General features: G+C 65.2%; 14 protein-coding genes (1 of these 14 running past the window's edge). 10 read left to right on the top strand and 4 right to left on the bottom strand.

Going from position 1 to position 16,870, the window contains the following annotated elements:
• Nucleotides 1-18: 18 nt before the first annotated feature.
• Together ubiG and QQK18_RS06715 are read right to left on the bottom strand one after the other, a co-directional pair.
• A complete protein-coding gene (gene ubiG / locus QQK18_RS06720; RefSeq protein ID WP_284339528.1) occupies nt 19-762 on the bottom strand; it encodes a bifunctional 2-polyprenyl-6-hydroxyphenol methylase/3-demethylubiquinol 3-O-methyltransferase UbiG in 744 nt (247 codons plus the stop codon).
• Between the two features lie 119 nt (nt 763-881).
• Nucleotides 882-1,334, bottom strand: a complete 453-nt coding sequence (locus QQK18_RS06715; RefSeq protein ID WP_284339527.1) for a VOC family protein — start codon at nt 1,332-1,334, stop codon at nt 882-884.
• A gap of 184 nt (nt 1,335-1,518) precedes the next feature.
• Between QQK18_RS06715 and QQK18_RS06710 the strand changes: the two genes are divergently transcribed.
• The 7 genes from QQK18_RS06710 (at nt 1,519) to clpB (ending at nt 11,965) form a co-directional block, all read left to right on the top strand.
• On the top strand, nt 1,519-2,784 hold the full coding sequence (locus QQK18_RS06710) for an aspartate kinase (protein ID WP_284339526.1): 1,266 nt from the start codon (nt 1,519-1,521) through the stop codon (nt 2,782-2,784).
• 63 nt (nt 2,785-2,847) lie between these two features.
• The gene (gene ptsP / locus QQK18_RS06705) at nt 2,848-5,112 is read left to right on the top strand and encodes a phosphoenolpyruvate--protein phosphotransferase (RefSeq protein WP_284339525.1); all 2,265 of its coding nucleotides are present in this window, start codon (nt 2,848-2,850) and stop codon (nt 5,110-5,112) included.
• A 117-nt stretch (nt 5,113-5,229) separates the two neighbouring features.
• Nucleotides 5,230-5,745, top strand: coding sequence for a hypothetical protein (locus tag QQK18_RS06700; RefSeq protein WP_284339524.1), 516 nt, complete (start codon nt 5,230-5,232; stop codon nt 5,743-5,745).
• 203 nt (nt 5,746-5,948) lie between these two features.
• On the top strand, nt 5,949-7,025 hold the full coding sequence (prfA, locus tag QQK18_RS06695) for a peptide chain release factor 1 (RefSeq protein ID WP_284339523.1): 1,077 nt from the start codon (nt 5,949-5,951) through the stop codon (nt 7,023-7,025).
• Nucleotides 7,022-8,188 (top strand): N5-glutamine methyltransferase family protein, encoded by a 1,167-nt coding sequence (locus QQK18_RS06690; protein WP_284339991.1) that lies wholly within the window; start codon nt 7,022-7,024, stop codon nt 8,186-8,188. Before prfA ends, QQK18_RS06690 begins: the two co-directional genes overlap by 4 nt.
• 338 nt (nt 8,189-8,526) lie before the next feature.
• Nucleotides 8,527-9,159: a DUF4167 domain-containing protein gene (locus QQK18_RS27385; protein WP_348523212.1), complete on the top strand. Its 633-nt coding sequence runs from the start codon at nt 8,527-8,529 to the stop codon at nt 9,157-9,159.
• 184 nt (nt 9,160-9,343) lie between these two features.
• On the top strand, nt 9,344-11,965 hold the full coding sequence (gene clpB / locus QQK18_RS06680; protein WP_284339522.1) for an ATP-dependent chaperone ClpB: 2,622 nt from the start codon (nt 9,344-9,346) through the stop codon (nt 11,963-11,965).
• 56 nt (nt 11,966-12,021) lie between these two features.
• Here clpB and QQK18_RS06675 read toward each other — a convergent pair whose 3' ends face one another.
• Nucleotides 12,022-12,924: a transglutaminase-like domain-containing protein gene (locus QQK18_RS06675; protein WP_284339521.1), complete on the bottom strand. Its 903-nt coding sequence runs from the start codon at nt 12,922-12,924 to the stop codon at nt 12,022-12,024.
• A gap of 86 nt (nt 12,925-13,010) precedes the next feature.
• Here QQK18_RS06675 and QQK18_RS06670 point away from each other — a divergent pair, with 86 nt between their 5' ends.
• From QQK18_RS06670 to QQK18_RS06660, 3 genes are all read left to right on the top strand, one after another.
• Nucleotides 13,011-13,583 carry a DUF6157 family protein gene (locus QQK18_RS06670; protein WP_284339520.1) on the top strand — a complete coding sequence of 191 codons (573 nt, stop codon included), beginning with the start codon at nt 13,011-13,013 and terminating at the stop codon, nt 13,581-13,583.
• A 38-nt stretch (nt 13,584-13,621) separates the two neighbouring features.
• Complete coding sequence (locus QQK18_RS06665) at nt 13,622-13,966, top strand: VOC family protein (RefSeq protein WP_284339519.1); 345 nt, start codon at nt 13,622-13,624, stop codon at nt 13,964-13,966.
• Between the two features lie 92 nt (nt 13,967-14,058).
• Entirely contained in the window at nt 14,059-15,576 is a 1,518-nt protein-coding gene (locus QQK18_RS06660) for an MFS transporter (RefSeq protein WP_284339518.1), read from the top strand.
• A 332-nt stretch (nt 15,577-15,908) separates the two neighbouring features.
• Here QQK18_RS06660 and QQK18_RS06655 read toward each other — a convergent pair whose 3' ends face one another.
• A protein-coding gene (locus tag QQK18_RS06655; RefSeq protein WP_284339517.1) for a M23 family metallopeptidase crosses the window boundary here: on the bottom strand, nt 15,909-16,870 show its final stretch. 1,003 nt of this gene lie beyond the right edge of the window; only the last 962 of its 1,965 coding nucleotides appear in the window; the start codon falls outside the window, past its right edge; the stop codon is at nt 15,909-15,911.

Raw genomic sequence — 16,870 nt, 5'->3', positions numbered from 1 at the left:
AGGAGCACCGAGCCGCCCCTAATTCACCTTCGGCTTTTCGGCCAGCACCATATAATTGACCCCCATGTCGGAGGACTTGCGCCATTCGTCGGCGAGCGGGTGGTAGACGACGCCGGTCTCGTCGATAGGGTGGAGGCCGAAGCGCCGCACGAGGGCGGTGATCTCCTCGGGGGTCAGGAACTTCTTCCAGTCATGGGTGCCCTTGGGCAGCCAGCGCAGGACATATTCGGCCCCGACAATGGCCAGCGCATAGGCGCGGGCGGTGCGGTTGAGGGTTGCGGTGAACATCAGCCCGCCCGGGGCGACGAGGTCGGCGCAGCTCTTCATATAGAGCGGCACGTTGTCGACATGCTCGACCACTTCCATGTTGAGCACCACGTCGAAGCGGGCGCCGGCCGCGGCCAGCTCTTCGCTGGTCGTTGCGCGATAGTCGACCTGGAGTTCCGATTGCTCGGCATGGAGGCTGGCGATCCGGATATTGCGTTCGGCGGCGTCGATGCCGGTGACGGTTGCGCCGAGCCGCGCCAGGGGCTCGCAGAGCAGCCCCCCGCCGCAGCCGACATCGAGCACCGTCAGCCCCGCGAACGGGCGAAGCAGCGTGCCGTCGCGGCCGAAATGGGCAATCAAATGCTCACGGATGTAGCCGAGCCGCACCGGCTGGAACTTGTGCAGGGGCCGGAATTTCCCCTTCGGGTCCCACCATTCCTCGGCCATTGCTGTGAATTTGGCGATCTCTTCGTCATTGACGGTGGTGGCGGTCATGAGAGCAACTCCTGTCGCTCCATTAGACCGCGAAGGTTCCCTCGTCGGCAAGGGCTGCGAGGTCGCATGGAACGCGTCGCGTTCTCGAACTGGAGTTGCCTTTGCTGAAAGCGCTCCCCTCACGCTGGCGGCGCGTCGCCCGGTTCCTGCGCCACCCACGGATCATAGGTACCGAAGGTCCATATGTTTCCCTCCGGATCGCGCACCGAATATTCGCGCTCACCATAGAACACGTCACGCAACTCCATGACGATGTCGAAGCCGGCCTCGACGGATTTTGCATGGTGGGCGTCGGGATCGGCGACGATGACGTAAAGGGCGCCGGTCACGCCGCCGGCCTCTCGCGGCTCCCGCATTAAGCGGCCGAAGGCCGTACCGTCTACCGGGCCGATCATGATCATGCCGTTGCCGAAGGACAACTCGGCGTGCTGCACCTCGCCGTCCTCGCCGCGGTAGACGGTGTGCTCGGCAAAGCCGAAGATGTCGGTCAGAAACTTCAGCGCCGCGTCGGCATCGCGATAGCGCATGACCGCGATGATGGTGGCGCGCGTGTCCTTGGCCGTTGCGTTCATGAGGCCCTCCTCTTGTGATGGGGTGGCAGAATGTTCTCACTTTGTTCCGGAGTCAAGTGGGGCGGGCCCGGGTATGTGTCGTCCCTCGGCCACGCCGCTTGCCTTGCCGGGCCGCTTGTGGCATTGCCAGCGCCCGAACAGCAAGCCTGACGCCGGGATCAACCGGCACCTGCCGGGGAGTTACATGGCCCGCATAGTCGTCAAGTTCGGCGGCACTTCCGTCGCCACGGTCGAACGCATCCGTCAGGCGGCTGCCCATGTCAAACGCGAGGTCGATGCGGGCAACGAGGTGGCGGTGGTGGTTTCGGCCATGGCCGGCAAGACCAATGAGCTCGTCGGGTGGGTCGAGGAGGCCTCCCCCTTCCATGACGCGCGCGAGTACGATGCGATCGTGGCCTCGGGCGAACAGGTCACCGCCGGGCTGATGGCGATCGTGCTTTCACACATGGGCATCGAGTCGCGCTCGTTCGCCGGCTGGCAGGTGCCCATCAAGACCGACGACGCCCACGGGGCGGCGCGCATCACCGAGATCGACCCGAGCGAGCTCGATAAACGGATGAAGGCCCGCTGGGTGCCGGTCATCACCGGGTTTCAAGGTGTTGCGCCGAGCGGGCGCATCACCACGCTCGGGCGCGGCGGATCGGACACCAGCGCCGTGGCGGTCGCTGCCGCCGTCCGGGCTGACCGCTGCGACATCTATACCGATGTCGACGGCGTTTATACTACGGACCCGCGTATCGTGCCGCGTGCCCGGCGGCTATCCAAGGTCTCGTTCGAGGAGATGCTGGAGATGGCCTCGCTCGGGGCAAAGGTCTTGATGATCCGGTCGGTCGAGATGGCCATGGCCCATGGGGTGCGGCTGTGCGTGCGCTCGACGTTCGACGATGCGGGTGCGCCGCAACTTGCCCCGGACGGAACGCCGGGCGTGCCCGGGACGCTCGTTTGCGATGAGGAAGAGATCATGGAAAAGCAGATCGTTTCGGGCATCACGCTGGCGCGTGGCGAAGCCAAGATCACGCTGCGCGGCGTTACGGACAAGCCGGGGGTCGCCGCCTCGGTCTTCGGGACGCTCGCCGACCAGAACATCGTCGTCGATATGATCGTCCAGAACATCTCGGAAGACGGCGGCACCACCGACATCACCTTCACCGTGCCCGACAGCGAATACGACAAAGCCATCCGCGCCATAGAAGGGGCGCGCGGTACCATCGCCTTCGAGAGGCTCTCGGGCTCGAAGGGCGGGGCCAAGATCTCGGTGATCGGAGTCGGCATGCGCAGCCATGCAGGCGTTGCGTCCTCGATGTTCAAGGCCTTGGCCGACAAGGGCATCAACATCCAGCTCATCACCACGTCGGAGATCAGGACCTCGGTTCTCATCGACGACGAGTATGCCGAGCTTGCGGTTCGCGCGCTCCATACGTATTACGGTCTGGACAAGAAGGACTCCTGAGCGGAAAGCCGGTAGCGGCCGCGCCCGGGAAGCGGGGGGCGGCTTCGGGCCGCCGGGAAACGAATGGCCACCACAATTGGCGGGCCTCGCGTCTTGCTGCGGCAACTGCGCGAGACCATGGCGGAGCCCTTGGCGAGCCAGGAACGCCTCGACAAGATCGTCAACGTCATTGCCGAGAACATGCGGGCGGATGTCTGCTCGTTCTACGTGCTGCGCGACGACGGCGCGCTCGAGCTCTTTGCGACCAAAGGCCTCGACCGCGAGGCCGTGCACATGACCACGCTGCGGCTCGGCGAAGGACTTGTCGGCCTCATCGCCGCGGAAGCGGAACCCTTAAGCCTCGAGAACGCGCCCTCGCACCCGGGCTTCGCCTACCGGCCCGAAACGGGCGAGGAGCGCTACAACGCCTTCCTCGGCGTGCCGGTGCTGCGGGCCGGCCAGACCCTCGGGGTCCTGGTGGTGCAGAATGCCGAGCGGCGGCATTTCGGCGAGGATGAGACCGAGGCCCTCCTCACTACGGCCACGATCCTTGCCGAGATGATCGCCACCTCGGACTTCGACAACCTGATCAAGCCCGGCTCCGACATCGACCTCAGGCGTCCGCGCATGTTCACAGGCGTCAGCCTTACCGACGGCATTGCTCTGGGTACGGTCGTGCTCCACGACCCGCGCGTGGTGGTGACCAATTTCATCGCCGAGGACGTCGAGCAGGAAAAGCTCCGGCTCGATGCTGCGCTCGAGAAGATGCGGGTCGGGATCGATGCCATGCTCGACCACGGCGACATGCAGTCCTCCACGGACCACCGCGAGATCCTCGAGACCTACCGCATGTTCGCCCACGACCGGGGCTGGGTGCACAGGCTCACCGAAGCCATCGAGAACGGGCTGACGGCCGAGGCCGCCGTTGAGCGCGTGCAGAACGACACGCGCGCCCGCATGCTCCGCCAGACCGATCCCTATATCCGCGAGCGCCTGCACGACCTCGACGACCTCGCCAACCGGCTGCTGCGGATGCTGACCGGCGACCACCAGGGCATCGGACGGAACCTGCCCGACAATGCCGTCATCGTTGCCCGCAACATGGGCCCGGCCGAGCTTCTCGAATACGACCGGACGAAGCTGCGCGGCGTCGTGCTCGAAGAAGGCGGCACCACCTCGCACGTCGCGATCGTTGCGCGTTCGCTGGGGCTGGTGGCGGTCGGCCAGGCCGATTCCATCGTCTCGATCTGCGAGACGGGCGACGACATCATCGTCGACGGACCGGCGGGCACCGTGCATATCAGGCCGACCCCCGATGTCGAGCAGACCTATATCGACAAGGTGCGGATCAGCGCCCGGCGCCGGGCTCATTACGCGGCCCTCAAGGACAAGCCTTCGGTCACCCGCGACGGTGTCGACATCACGCTCCTGCATAATTCCGGGCTGGTTGCGGACCTGCCCATGCTCGAGGACACGGGCGCGGCCGGGGTCGGACTCTTCCGCACCGAGCTGCAGTTCATGATCGCGTCGCGCCTGCCGCGCCTCGCCGAACAGATCGATCTCTATGCCGAAGCGATGCGGCTTGCGGGCGACCGGCCGATCGTCTTCCGCCTCCTCGACATCGGCGGCGACAAGGTGGTGCCGTATCTGCGCTCGATGGCCGAGGAGAACCCGGCCATGGGCTATCGCTCCATCCGCTTGGGGCTCGACCGGCCGGGGCTGCTACGCACGCAGGTGCGCGCGCTGCTTATGGCCGCGCGCGGCCGTCCGCTCAAGATCCTGGTGCCCATGGTCACCGAGACCTTCGAGTTCCAGCAGACCAAGCTCGTGATACGGCGCGAGGTCGAACGCCTGAAGCGCTCCGGCGACCCGGTCCCGGTCGAGCTCGAGATCGGCGCCATGGTCGAGGTGCCTTCGCTGCTCTTCGAGCTCGATCAGCTGCTGCCCGAGGCCGATTTCGTCTCGATCGGCTCGAACGACCTGGTGCAGTTCCTGACCGCTGCCGACAGGGCGAATCCGCGCGTTTCGGCGTCCTACGACCCGATCGCCTTGCCGCGGCTGCGGGCCATCAAGCTCGTCGTCGACGCGGCCAGGCGCTATGGGTTGCCGATCACCATGTGCGGGGAGCTCGCCGGCCGGCCGACCGAAGCCCTGGCGCTGATGGCCATCGGCATGAACCGGCTCTCCATGGGTCCGGCCTCGATCGGGCCGATCAAGGAACTGATCCTCAACCTCGAGCTCGAGCCGATCAAGCGCTCGGTCGCCGCCGCCATGAGCGACGGGGCAGAGAGCGTGACGATCCGCGAGCTTCTCAAGGACTGGATCGACCGGCAGAACCTGCCTGTGTGAGATCAGCCCCATAAACCGGGACCACGTCACGCCAAGGTGAAAGCCGCCCCAGGAACGGGCGGTCCGCTTCTCCGTTTGAATGTTTGATGGAGAACCGGAGTTGGGAAGGATTCCGCCATGGCTGTTCTGCATGAAACACATGTTCCCGTCACCCGCGCCGAAGTCCCGTGGGCACTGACCCAGGGCGTGATCGGCGGCATTATTGCCGGCATCGTCTTTGCCGCGTTCGAGATGATCGCCAGCGCGGCGATGATGGGTCCGGAGGCCTTCTTTATGCCGCTGCGCATGATCGGTGCCATTGCTTTGGGACCGGCAGCGCTCGAGCCGACCTATAACCTCTTGGGTGTGGGTCTCGCGGGGGTCATCGTCCATGTGGTGCTCGCCGTCATCTATGGGGCGGTGTTCGCGCTGGTCTTTGGTGGCCTCAGATCGCCTGCCGTCGATATCTCGGTCGGCGGCGCCTATGGTCTGGGACTGTGGCTGGTCAACTTCTACGTGATCGCGCCGACGATGTTCCCCTGGTTCACCGAGGCGAACCCGATGATCCAGTTCATCGCCCACACCTTCTTCTTCGGTGCGGTGCTCGGCTGGTACATGTGGTCGGCCCGGCATCGGGCTGAAGAAGTCGAATAGCAGCGACTGACCTCGATCGGCGGCAAATGTCGCCGATCTCGCCATCCCTCCTATTTGGAGGTGGTTTTGGCTGCGCCGATCGTCCTTCTCGACCTGCCCCACTCAGATTGCACGTGCGCGCTCCCGAGCGCAGGCTCTTGCAGAGAGGCGCACGAGGGGGGTAAGTGCGGGCCGACCAGTACTGCAAGGCGCATTCAGGATTCATGGCTTCACTACCCCAGGACAAGCTCGACGCCCTCGAGACGCGTTTCCAATATGTAGAAGCAGCGCTTTCGGGGGGCGCGGCGCCCGACGAGTTCGTCAAGCTCAGTAAAGAGCATGCCGAGCTCGCGCCGATCGTTGCGCCGATCAGCGCCTATAAGAAAGCCGTCAGGGACCTCGACGACGCCCGTGGGCTCGCCGGTTCCGGAGATCCGGAACTGCGCGAGATGGCGCAGGCCGAGATCGAGGAGCTGACGGAAAAGATCGAAGCGCTCTCTGGCGAGATCCGCATCCTGCTGCTGCCCAGGGACGAGGCGGACGAGAAGTCGATCATCCTCGAGATCCGCGGCGGCACGGGCGGCGACGAGGCGGCGCTGTTCGCCGGCGACCTCTTTCGCATGTACGAGCGCTATGCGGCCCATCACGGCTGGAAGGTGACCATCATGGAGGAAAGCCCCGGCGAGGCCGGCGGCTTCAAGGAGGTCATCGCCAACGTCACCGGAAGGGGCGTTTATGCGCGCATGAAGTTCGAATCCGGCGTGCACCGGGTGCAGCGGGTGCCAGAGACCGAGGCATCGGGGCGCATCCACACCTCGGCGGCGACCGTTGCGGTGCTGCCCGAGGTCGAGGACATCGATATCGAAATCAAGCCCGAAGACATCCGCATCGACACCATGCGCGCCTCGGGGGCGGGCGGCCAGCACGTCAACACCACCGATTCGGCAGTGCGCATCACCCATATGCCAAGCGGCATCGTGGTGACCTCGGCCTTGAAGAGCCAGCACCAGAACCGGGCGACCGCCATGCAGGTGCTGCGCGCCCGGCTCTACGACCAGCAGCGCGAAGCGCGCGATTCGGCGCGGGCCGAGACGCGTTCGGCCCAAGTCGGCTCGGGTGACCGCAGCGAGCGCATCCGCACCTATAATTTTCCGCAGGGACGCGTCACTGACCACCGCATCAACCTGACGCTCTACAAGCTCGACAAGGTGATGGAGGGCGAGGCGCTCGACGAGATCGTCGAGGCCCTGATCACCGAGGCACAGGCGGCCCAGCTCGCCGCCATGGAGGCGGGCAACTGAGCGGCGCCCCAACCCTTGGGCAATCCTGGCGCGCCGCGCGCGACAAGCTCGCAGCCGCTGGCATCGGAGGCGCGGCGCTGGATGCGCGGCTGTTGGCGGAGAAGGCCTTCGGCCTTAGCCGCCTTGAGCTTGCAACCCATGAAAGTCATACGGCCGGCGGAGAAGCGGTTGCCGCCCTCGATGCGCTCATTGCCCGCCGCCTTGCCCGCGAGCCGGTGGCGCGCATCCTCGGCGAGAAGGAGTTCTACGGCCTTTCGTTCGTCCTCAACGAGGCAACGCTGGTGCCGCGTCCGGAGACCGAGTTGATCGTCGACAAGGCTCTCGCCGTCCTTAAGGGCCGCGTCGGGGCCACTATCCTCGATCTCGGAACCGGCACCGGATGTCTGCCGATCGCGGTTCTTGCCAACGCGCCGGGGGTGGCGGCGGTCGCAACGGACCTTAGCGAGCGGGCACTGGCGGCGGCGCGCGAGAACGCGCAGCGGCATGGGGTGGCGGAGCGGATCGCGTTTGCTCAAGGGTCGTGGTTCGAGGCGCTGTCGCCCCCCTCATCCGTCTCGGCCTCCGGCCGATCCACCTTCTCCCACGAGGGAAGAAGGGAAGGGGGGCAATCCTTGGCTCGGTGCGAGGAGGGCTCCTCCCACCTTCTCCCCTCGTGGGAGAAGGTGCCCGAAGGGCGGATGAGGGGGGCGGCGACTGAGCAGGACACTAGTGCGGACCGAGAGTCACCCCCCTCCCGGCCTCCCCCATCAAGGGGGAGGTGGGACGCTGGTGGTTCTGGCGAGATGCTGCCAAATGTACCGGGCAACACCTCCCCCTTGATGGGGGAGGCCGGGAGGGGGTGTGCCACCGAAGGACCGTTCGTCCTCATCGTCTCCAACCCTCCCTATATCGAATCGGACGCCATCGCCGGCCTCAGCTCTGAGGTGCGCGAGTACGATCCCCGCCTGGCGCTCGATGGCGGACCGGATGGGCTCGATCCCTATCGCACCATCGCAAAGCAAGCGCCGCGTTACCTCAAGCCCGGCGGCTGGCTGATGGTCGAGATCGGCTCGGGGCAGGGGGCTGCGGTCGCCGGTCTGCTTGATGCAGCGGGTTTTTCCGGGGTTTCGGTAGATAAAGACCTTGCGGGTCTTGACCGTGTTGTATCGGGGCACCATGTTTAGGCCCGAAAGCGCATATCGCTGCAGACGCGAAATTTGTGCTTGGAAACCCAAGCCGAACAATATAGTTTGCCGGTGCTGTCAACGGCGCATCATGGGCGCCACGGTGATGGCCACCCGATCATCATGAAGCTGCATGGCGCAGCGCGGCTCCGGCGCAGACCGGCCCACGCGTTTGATGAATCCGGAGCCAGTGGCGGTCCCGCCAGACAGTTCTAGGTCTTCATGAAGCCAGACTGCGACCGATACGCGGCCGAGTGCCGCTCGGCCATGGCCCGACATGGCATTTGCCTGTCCGCCAGTGATGTGACGCTTACTTTTCAGAGTTACAAAGCGACCAGATGAGACCCAACAGCCAAAACAAGAACCGCTCGCGCAACCGCAACGGTGGACGCAAGCATACCAATCCGCTTTCGCGTAATTACGAGAGCAACGGTCCGGACGTGAAGGTGCGTGGCAACGCCGCCCACATCGCCGAGAAATATACGCAACTGGCGCGCGACGCCCAGTCCTCGGGCGACTCGGTCATGGCTGAGAACTATCTCCAGCACGCCGAGCACTACTATCGCATCGTCATGGCAGCCCAGCCGCAGAACATCCGGCCCGACAACAGCCAGGACAGCGACGACGATTTCGAGGGCGATGAGGATCGGGGCGACCGCTTCGCCTCCCGCTCCGAGCGTGTGCCCGAGCGCCAGGAAGCCGAGAGCGAGGCCGAACCGGCACCTGCCAACGCCAGTGCGAACGCCAGCGTCAACGCTGACGCCAGCAGCGACGCGGCGCCTGCCGAGACCGCCGACGCCCAGTCGGCCGGCGAAGGCGATGCCGACCAGCCGCGCAAGCGCGAGCGGCGGCCGCGTCGTCGCCGGGCCGCCGCTGGCGAGAACGGGGCGGATCCTGCCAATGCGCCCCAGCCGGAAGTGGGTGAACTGCCCGCTTTCATTACGGCCGGCGGCACCACGCCTGCCGAGTAAAGCAGGCTGAACTTGATTTTCCTCAAGGCCGGGCATCGCCCGGCCTTTTAGTTTTTCATGCGCTGCCTATATCCGTTATCGAAACGGAAACGTGCCATACCTTTGGGCGTTTCAGACCCAACGCTTCCGACGTGGGATCAGGCGCTTGTTGAAGGCCTGTCCGCGGGCGAAACAGGAGAGTTGCATGAATATCGAGAAATACACCGAGCGCGCGCGCGGCTTCATCCAAAGCGCGCAGACCATTGCGCTGGGCAAAGGCCACCAGCAGTTCCTGCCCCTGCATCTCTTGAAGGTGCTGATCGACGACGACCAAGGCATGGCCAACGGCCTTATTGAGCGGGCCGGGGGTGATCCCAAGCTCGTGCGCGCCGAAACCGAGGCCAGCCTTGCCAAGGTGCCGAGTGTTTCGGGGAGCGGTGCCAGCCAGCTCTATCTCAGCCGCGAGCTCGCGCGCGCCTTCGACACTGCCGAAAGCGCTGCGCAGAAGGCGGGTGATTCCTTCGTCACCGTCGAGCGGCTGCTGCTGGCGCTTGCGGTCGAAAAAGACAGCGATGCGGGCAAGATCCTCTCTTCGGCAGGCGTGACGCCGCAGGCGCTCAACCAGGCGATCGAGGAGATCCGCAAGGGCCGCACGGCCGATTCCGCTTCAGCCGAGAACGCCTATGACGCGTTGAAGAAATATGCGCGCGACCTCACCGCGGATGTACGCGCCGGCAAGCTCGATCCCGTCATCGGGCGCGACGAGGAGATCCGCCGCACCATCCAGGTGCTCTCGCGCCGTACCAAGAACAATCCGGTGCTGATCGGTGAGCCGGGCGTCGGCAAGACCGCCATCGCCGAGGGCCTTGCCATCCGCATCGTCAATGGCGACGTGCCGGAATCGCTCAGGAACAAGTCGCTGCTCGCCCTCGACATGGGCGCGCTGATTGCGGGCGCCAAATATCGCGGCGAGTTCGAAGAGCGCCTGAAGGCCGTGCTCTCAGAGATCACCGCGGCCGAAGGCCAGATCATCCTCTTCATCGACGAGATGCACACACTTGTCGGCGCCGGCAAGGCGGACGGGGCGATGGATGCCTCCAACCTCCTAAAGCCTGCCCTGGCGCGCGGCGAACTGCATTGCGTGGGCGCAACGACACTCGACGAATACCGCAAGCATGTCGAGAAGGACGCCGCGCTCGCCCGCCGGTTCCAGCCAGTGTTCGTCGACGAGCCGACGGTCGAGGACACCATCTCGATCCTGCGCGGCCTCAAGGAAAAGTACGAGCTGCATCACGGCATCCGCATCTCCGACTCGGCGCTGGTCTCGGCGGCAACGCTTTCCAACCGCTACATCACCGACCGCTTCCTGCCCGACAAGGCCATCGACCTGATGGACGAGGCGGCGGCGCGGTTGCGCATGGCCGTCGATTCCAAGCCCGAGGCGCTCGATGAGCTCGACCGGCGCATCATGCAGCTGAAGATCGAGCGCGAGGCCCTGCGCAAGGAAACCGATGACGCTTCCAAGCAGCGGCTCGACAGGCTCGAAGCCGACCTTGCCGAGCTCGAGGAGGAAGCCCAGCGGCTCTCGGCCAAGTGGCTCTCGGAAAAGGAGCGCCTCTCGGGCAGCCAGAAGCTCAAGGAAGAGCTGGATAAAGCCCGCAGCGAACTCGAGATCGCGCAGCGCAAGGGAGATCTGGCGCGGGCGGGCGAGCTGGCCTATGGCGTCATCCCCGACCTCGAAAAGCGCATCAAGTCTGCCGAAGCCACCGATGGCGATGGCACTGCCGATGCGCCTTCGATGGTCGAAGAGGTGGTGACCCCGAGCCACATCGCCCAGGTCGTCTCGCGCTGGACCGGCATCCCGGTCGACCGCATGCTCGAAGGCGAGCGCGAAAAGCTCATGCACATGGAAGCAACCCTTGGCGCACGCGTCGTCGGCCAGGCGGAGGCGGTGGCCGCCGTCTCCAAGGCCGTGCGGCGTTCCCGCGCGGGCCTGCAGGACCCGAACCGGCCGATCGGCTCGTTCATGTTCCTCGGGCCGACGGGCGTCGGCAAGACGGAGCTGACCAAGACCCTCGCCCAATTCCTGTTCGACGATGAGACGGCGATGGTCCGCCTCGACATGTCCGAGTTCATGGAAAAGCATTCGGTCGCCCGCCTCATCGGCGCACCTCCGGGCTATGTCGGCTATGACGAGGGCGGTGTCCTGACCGAGGCGGTGCGTCGCAGGCCCTACCAGGTGATCCTGTTCGATGAGATCGAGAAGGCGCATCCGGATGTGTTCAACATCCTCTTGCAGGTACTCGACGACGGGCGGCTGACCGACGGCCAGGGCCGCACGGTCGACTTCCGCAACACCGTCGTGATCCTCACCTCCAATCTCGGGTCCGAGTTCCTGGTCGAGCTTAGGGAAGGCGAGCCGGTGGAGCTGGCGCGCGGCAAGGTGCTCGATATGGTCAAGGCCGCCTTCCGGCCCGAATTCCTCAACCGGATCGACGAGATCCTGCTCTTCCACCGGCTCGACCGGGCGCATATGGGCGATATCGTCGACATCCAGTTCGGGCGCCTGAAGCACCTGCTCGAGGACCGCGACATCGAGCTGACGCTCACCGCACGTGGACGCGAGTGGTTGGCCAATGAAGGGTACGACCCCGCCTATGGCGCACGTCCCCTCAAGCGGGTCATCCAGCGTGAAGTGCAGGACAAGCTTGCCGATGAGATCCTCTCGGGTCGCATCTCCGACGGCTCGGCCGTCACGGTCGATGCGGGCGACGAGGGCCTGGTGCTGCGGCCCGCGGGCGAAGCGGTGCACGACGCAGCGGCTTAAAGCGCGAAAAATCCGATCGAAACGAAAAAGGCCGGTCGGCAGACCGGCCTTTTTTGTCACGCCGCGTTGCTGTCCAGCACGGCGTGCATAACCTGGCGCGGCCCCTGGGCCGGGCTCAGGCTGGTCACGGTTTGGGGCACGCGCATCCGCTCGTCCAGGAAGATCTCCTTGATCCCGGCGAAACCGGCCTCGACGTCGGTATCGGCGGAGAGTGAAGCAGCCCTGTCGAGAAGGGCGAGATCGTCGGCGCTGTTCTGGTGTTCGATCTCACCGATCCCCCACACATCCCAGAGCAGCGTCTCGCACCTGTTCAGCATGGCGATATCGACGAGCAGCGCCACCCGGATCTCGGGCAGACCGTGAAGTTCGGGCGATACGCCAAAGTCGGCTTCTTTGGCCTGGCCGCTCCGGACCAGATGCCAGGCCATGCCGGCGGTGAGATATGGGCCGCGTTGTATGTCGAGCGGGCTGAACGCTGTGCCCCCGAACGCGATCTCGGGTCCCGCCTGTTCGGCATCGGCGAGGAGCCAGCGCGTTCCATTCCAATATTCGACCACCGCATGGTCGCCGTTGAAGCGGTTGGTGCTGAGGTATGGCGCAAAGCCATAGCGTATGCGCGCCGGAACACCCTTGTGGCGCAACATCGAGCAGAGGAGGAGTGAAGCGTCCCGGCAGCAGCCGATGACACGTTGGGTCGGCGCACGCGGCTCGGCGAGCGGGCGCGCGTCGAGCGCGATGATCCGCTCGAGCATCAGTTCACAAAAGCGGGTGTCGATCTCGGCGAGCCGCTCCTTGGGGATGTCGAAGCCGACCCGCGGGCCGGCGCGGTAGTGCAGAGTGATGTTGCGCACCACGGCGCAGAGCACCGCGATATCGTCCGGCAGCGCGTCGAACAGAGGCGCATACCGCCCGGGATCGGTCCAGGTGCTCTGGGCGGTGTAGAAGCTGGCGACGTTCATGAGGGACCTCCTTGTGGTTGGCGGCTCGTTGCTAGCACGATCGGTTCGGCGGGATTTGACGGGTCTTGCGGGGGACACCTGCGTGAGTGGAATCGGCGGCGGTCGAGCACCCAGCGAGCCCCACTACCGAATGTCACCCAACGAAGGGCGGGCCCATTCGTCGGGGTGACATTCAGACACCACTCGATCCGTTGCTCTACGCGCTTGACTCGATCGAGCATCTCGCTAATTTAGAACAAATAGAGAACATTGATCCGATGCACACGACCAACTACGTCAACACCTTCATCCTCGTCTCGCCCGACTGCCCGGTCGATGTTGCGCGCGTGCCGGAGAAGCCCGGCACCATCGCAACCCTGCAATATGAAAAGCTCGTCGGTGCGCCCTACGCGATGACCAGCAATGACCTGATCTTTGCCGTTTTTAGTGAGCGTAATGGCATTGCCGAGGCCGAGAAGCCCGCGGCGCGGGCAAAGTTCTTCTCAAAGGGGCAGCCGTGCCTGCGCTCTTCGCCGCTGGTCAAGACTTTCGGTTGGGGCGTCCATCACGACGAGGAAGGCCGCATCGCGCTCTATGGCCTCGATACGCCTGAATATCGCGTGTTCGCCGCGCGCGAGGATCTCGCCAGGGTTCCGGGCATGCGCTCGAAACGGGGATAGTCACGACCACCAGATAACCACGACGCAAGAGGAGAAGGATGATGAGCGACCTTAGGATCAACTACGTCGAATTCGCCAGCCCCGACATCGCGGCCAGCAAACAGTTCTTTGCCAACGCCTTCGGCTGGGGATTCGACGACTACGGCCCGGAGTATCAGGCCTTCGCCGACGCCGGGATCGACGGCGGCATCGACGGGACGAGCAATGGGCCGGCGCGGGCGCCGCTCGTCATCCTCAAGGCCGACGATCTCGAGGCGGCACTGAAGCGGGTGGAGGACGCGGGTGGGGTCGTCACCAAGCCGATTTTCAACTTCCCGGGCGGGCGGCGGTTCGAGTTCCGGGAGCCGGGCGGCAATGAGCTGGCGGTCTGGAGCGAGGCCTAAAGCGGGAACCGGTTTTGGCCGAAAATCCCGCAGCGGCAAAAGATTGAGCGCGCCATCTATCCAAACAAAGGGACCAGGCCTATGGTCGCGCCATGACCGATCAATCGATTGCCGGGCCGGCGGCAGAGACCGGTGTACCCTCGCGCACATTCTGTCCCCGAGAGCGCCGGCGCTACGTGCTGGTCGCGGCCATCCTTGCTTCATCGATGGGGTTCATCGACGGTTCGGTGCTCTCGATCGCCATACCGGCGCTGCGGGCGGACCTGTCGGCAACGCTCGCCGACGCGCAGTGGGTCTCCAACAGCTATATGCTGTTTCTCGGCTCGCTGATCCTGATCGGCGGGGCGGCAGGCGACCGCTTCGGCCTCAAGCGCGTGTTCGGGATCGGCATTGGCCTCTTCGTTGCCGCGTCCCTCGTCTGCGCCGTGGCGCCGACCCCCCTCAGCCTCATCGTCGCGCGTGCGGTGCAGGGGGTCGGGGCGGCGCTGATGGTGCCGGGCAGCCTCGCCATCATCGCCAAGGCCTATCCCAAGGACGAGCGGGGCAAGGCTATCGGCATCTGGGCGGCGGCCTCGTCGCTGACCACCATTTTGGGCCCGGTCATCGGCGGGTTCGTGCTCACCATGCTCGGCGACTGGAGCTGGCGGCTGGTCTTTGCCATCAACCTGCCGCTGGGTGCCATCGCGCTCGCGCTCCTCTGGCTGCGGGTGCCGGCCGACGAGCCTGCCGGCACGCGGGCGCTCGACCTGCCGGGGGCGTTTCTTGCCAGCCTCGGACTGATGCTCATCGCCTTCGGGCTCACCGGAGGCAGCAGCGAGAGCGTGCCGCCCGTCAGCCATATCCTCTCCTATGCCGGCACGGGCCTTCTCGTCTTCATCGGCTTCCTTTTCTGGGAATCGCGCAGCAAGGAGCCGATGCTGCCACTGCGGCTCTTTGCCAATATGGGTTTCTCGGGCGCCAATGCGCTGACCCTGACGCTCTATTTCGCGCTTTCGGCAGTGATGTTCTTTTTGCCCATGACCATGATCGCCGGCTGGGGCGTTTCGGCGGCGGAAGTGTCGATCTCCTTCCTGCCGCTGGGCATCGCACTCACCATCCTTTCCTCCTGGGCAGGGTCGCTTGCCGACCGCTTCGGGCCCGCGCCGCTCATTGCCGGTGGCGCAACGCTCGTCGGCTTCGCCTTTGCGGGCCTCGGCCTCACCGCGCCCTTGCAGAACGTCTGGGGAGTGGTGCTGCCGCTCATTGCGCTGATGGGGGTGGGGATGGGGCTCGTCGTCTCGCCGCTGTCGACGGCGGTGATGACTGCGGTCGAGGACGCCGATACCGGCACCGCCTCGGGTGTCAACAATGCGGTGGCGCGCGTCGCCGGTCTCCTTGCCGTTGCCACCATGGGGTTCGTTGCCGCCTTCGCCTTCAACCGGTTCCTCGGCGATGCTGCCGGCAGCGGCATGTTCTTCGGGCTAAAGCCGGAGGACACGCTGCCGCCGGAGGCGGAGGCAGCAAGGCTTGCCGCCACCAACGCAACCTTCGCGGTCATCGCCTATATCAACGCGGGCCTGTCGTTCGTCTCGGCGGTGATCGCCTGGCTGACGCTGGAGAAGAAGGGGTAAGAGGCTGGTGTTCCGAATTCCATCCTCGGTGTCGCTCCGGCGCTGGCGGGTTCGCTCCTTCCCTTCTCCCCTCGTGGGAGAAGGTGGCGCGCAGCGCCGGATGAGGGGGCTCTACCGAGCATCGTGTATGTCGCAGCATCGCCCCCCTCACCCTGCCTTTCCGCTGGACACGGAAAAGCGGTCCCTCTCCCACAAGAGGGGGTGTCAAGCCGATCTTCTCGTGCTCGTTGATGTGTTCAGAGTTGGGTCCGCGCGCCGCGATGGCAGCCGTTGGGTGGGACGGATGGGGTATCGGGGTCCCTTGACTCCCAACCACCTCGCACAGCCGCCAACTACTCGCTCGCAGCCACAGCGACCGGGGCGGGGTCTTTCTGCATCAGGTCGTTGATCTGGGCGACGACCTGGCCGAACTGGGACCGGTACTGGTCAGCCAGCGAGTTCTCGCGCGGCAGCTTGACGCTCAATGGATCGACGAGGTTGCCGTTGATCAGGATCTCGAAATGCAGGTGCGGGCCGGTCGAATAGCCGGTCGAGCCGACATAGCCGATGATCTGGCCCTGACGCACGCGCGTGCCCGGCTTGATGCCGTCGGCGAAGCGGCTCATGTGGCCGTAGGCGGTCTCGTAGCCGTTGACGTGCTGGACCTCGATCTTGTTGCCGTAACCCGACTGCCAGCCGACAAGCTGCACCACGCCGTCGCCGGCCGCGTAGATCGGTGTGCCGGTGCGCGCCGCAAGGTCGACGCCGGTATGGAGCTTCCTCGACTTGAAGATCGGATGGATGCGGTAGCCGAAGCGCGAACGCAGCGTGCCACCGCCCTCGAGCGGCCGGCGCACCAGGAAGCGCTTGCCGGTCTCGCCGCTCGGGTCATAGAAGTCGGCAACGCCGTCGGGGGTGACGAAGCGGTAGAGCTCGCGCTTGGTGCTGCCGAGCGTTAAGGCCACATAGAGCAGGTCCTGCCTGCCCTCGGCGTCGGGCGCCGTCTTGAGGATCTCGATGGCATCGCCGGGCGCAATGCGCTTGGTCATATCGAGGTCGTAGGCGAACATGCCGATGATGCGGGTAATGGTCTCGTCGGAGAGGTCATGTTTGCGCCCGGTCTCCCAGATCGAGCGGTAGATGCTGGGCAGGTTGGCGACGTTGACCTCCTCGGTGTCCTCCTCGGGGAACTCCATCTCTGGCGGGGCCATGGATACCACGTACTGGCCCTTGTCGGTCAGGGCAACCGTCACCGCATGAAGGTCGACATCGGTCTCTGAGTCATGGGCATAGATGCTCATGCGATAAGGAGAAA

This window comes from Devosia nitrariae, assembly GCF_030160115.1.
Lineage (GTDB): Bacteria > Pseudomonadota > Alphaproteobacteria > Rhizobiales > Devosiaceae > Devosia > Devosia nitrariae.
Note: the sequence above shows the minus strand (reverse complement) of the source record. Positions and strands in the feature narration are given on the sequence as shown.

What these genes read in the sequence shown, in the direction of transcription:
- ubiG (WP_284339528.1), bottom strand. Translation starts at nt 762, where the DNA reads ATGACCGCCACCACCGTCAATGACGAAGAGATCGCCAAATTCACAGCA.
- QQK18_RS06715 (WP_284339527.1), bottom strand. Translation starts at nt 1,334, where the DNA reads ATGAACGCAACGGCCAAGGACACGCGCGCCACCATCATCGCGGTCATG.
- QQK18_RS06710 (WP_284339526.1), top strand. Translation starts at nt 1,519, where the DNA reads ATGGCCCGCATAGTCGTCAAGTTCGGCGGCACTTCCGTCGCCACGGTC.
- ptsP (WP_284339525.1), top strand. Translation starts at nt 2,848, where the DNA reads ATGGCCACCACAATTGGCGGGCCTCGCGTCTTGCTGCGGCAACTGCGC.
- QQK18_RS06700 (WP_284339524.1), top strand. Translation starts at nt 5,230, where the DNA reads ATGGCTGTTCTGCATGAAACACATGTTCCCGTCACCCGCGCCGAAGTC.
- prfA (WP_284339523.1), top strand. Translation starts at nt 5,949, where the DNA reads ATGGCTTCACTACCCCAGGACAAGCTCGACGCCCTCGAGACGCGTTTC.
- QQK18_RS27385 (WP_348523212.1), top strand. Translation starts at nt 8,527, where the DNA reads ATGAGACCCAACAGCCAAAACAAGAACCGCTCGCGCAACCGCAACGGT.
- clpB (WP_284339522.1), top strand. Translation starts at nt 9,344, where the DNA reads ATGAATATCGAGAAATACACCGAGCGCGCGCGCGGCTTCATCCAAAGC.
- QQK18_RS06675 (WP_284339521.1), bottom strand. Translation starts at nt 12,924, where the DNA reads ATGAACGTCGCCAGCTTCTACACCGCCCAGAGCACCTGGACCGATCCC.
- QQK18_RS06665 (WP_284339519.1), top strand. Translation starts at nt 13,622, where the DNA reads ATGATGAGCGACCTTAGGATCAACTACGTCGAATTCGCCAGCCCCGAC.
- QQK18_RS06660 (WP_284339518.1), top strand. Translation starts at nt 14,059, where the DNA reads ATGACCGATCAATCGATTGCCGGGCCGGCGGCAGAGACCGGTGTACCC.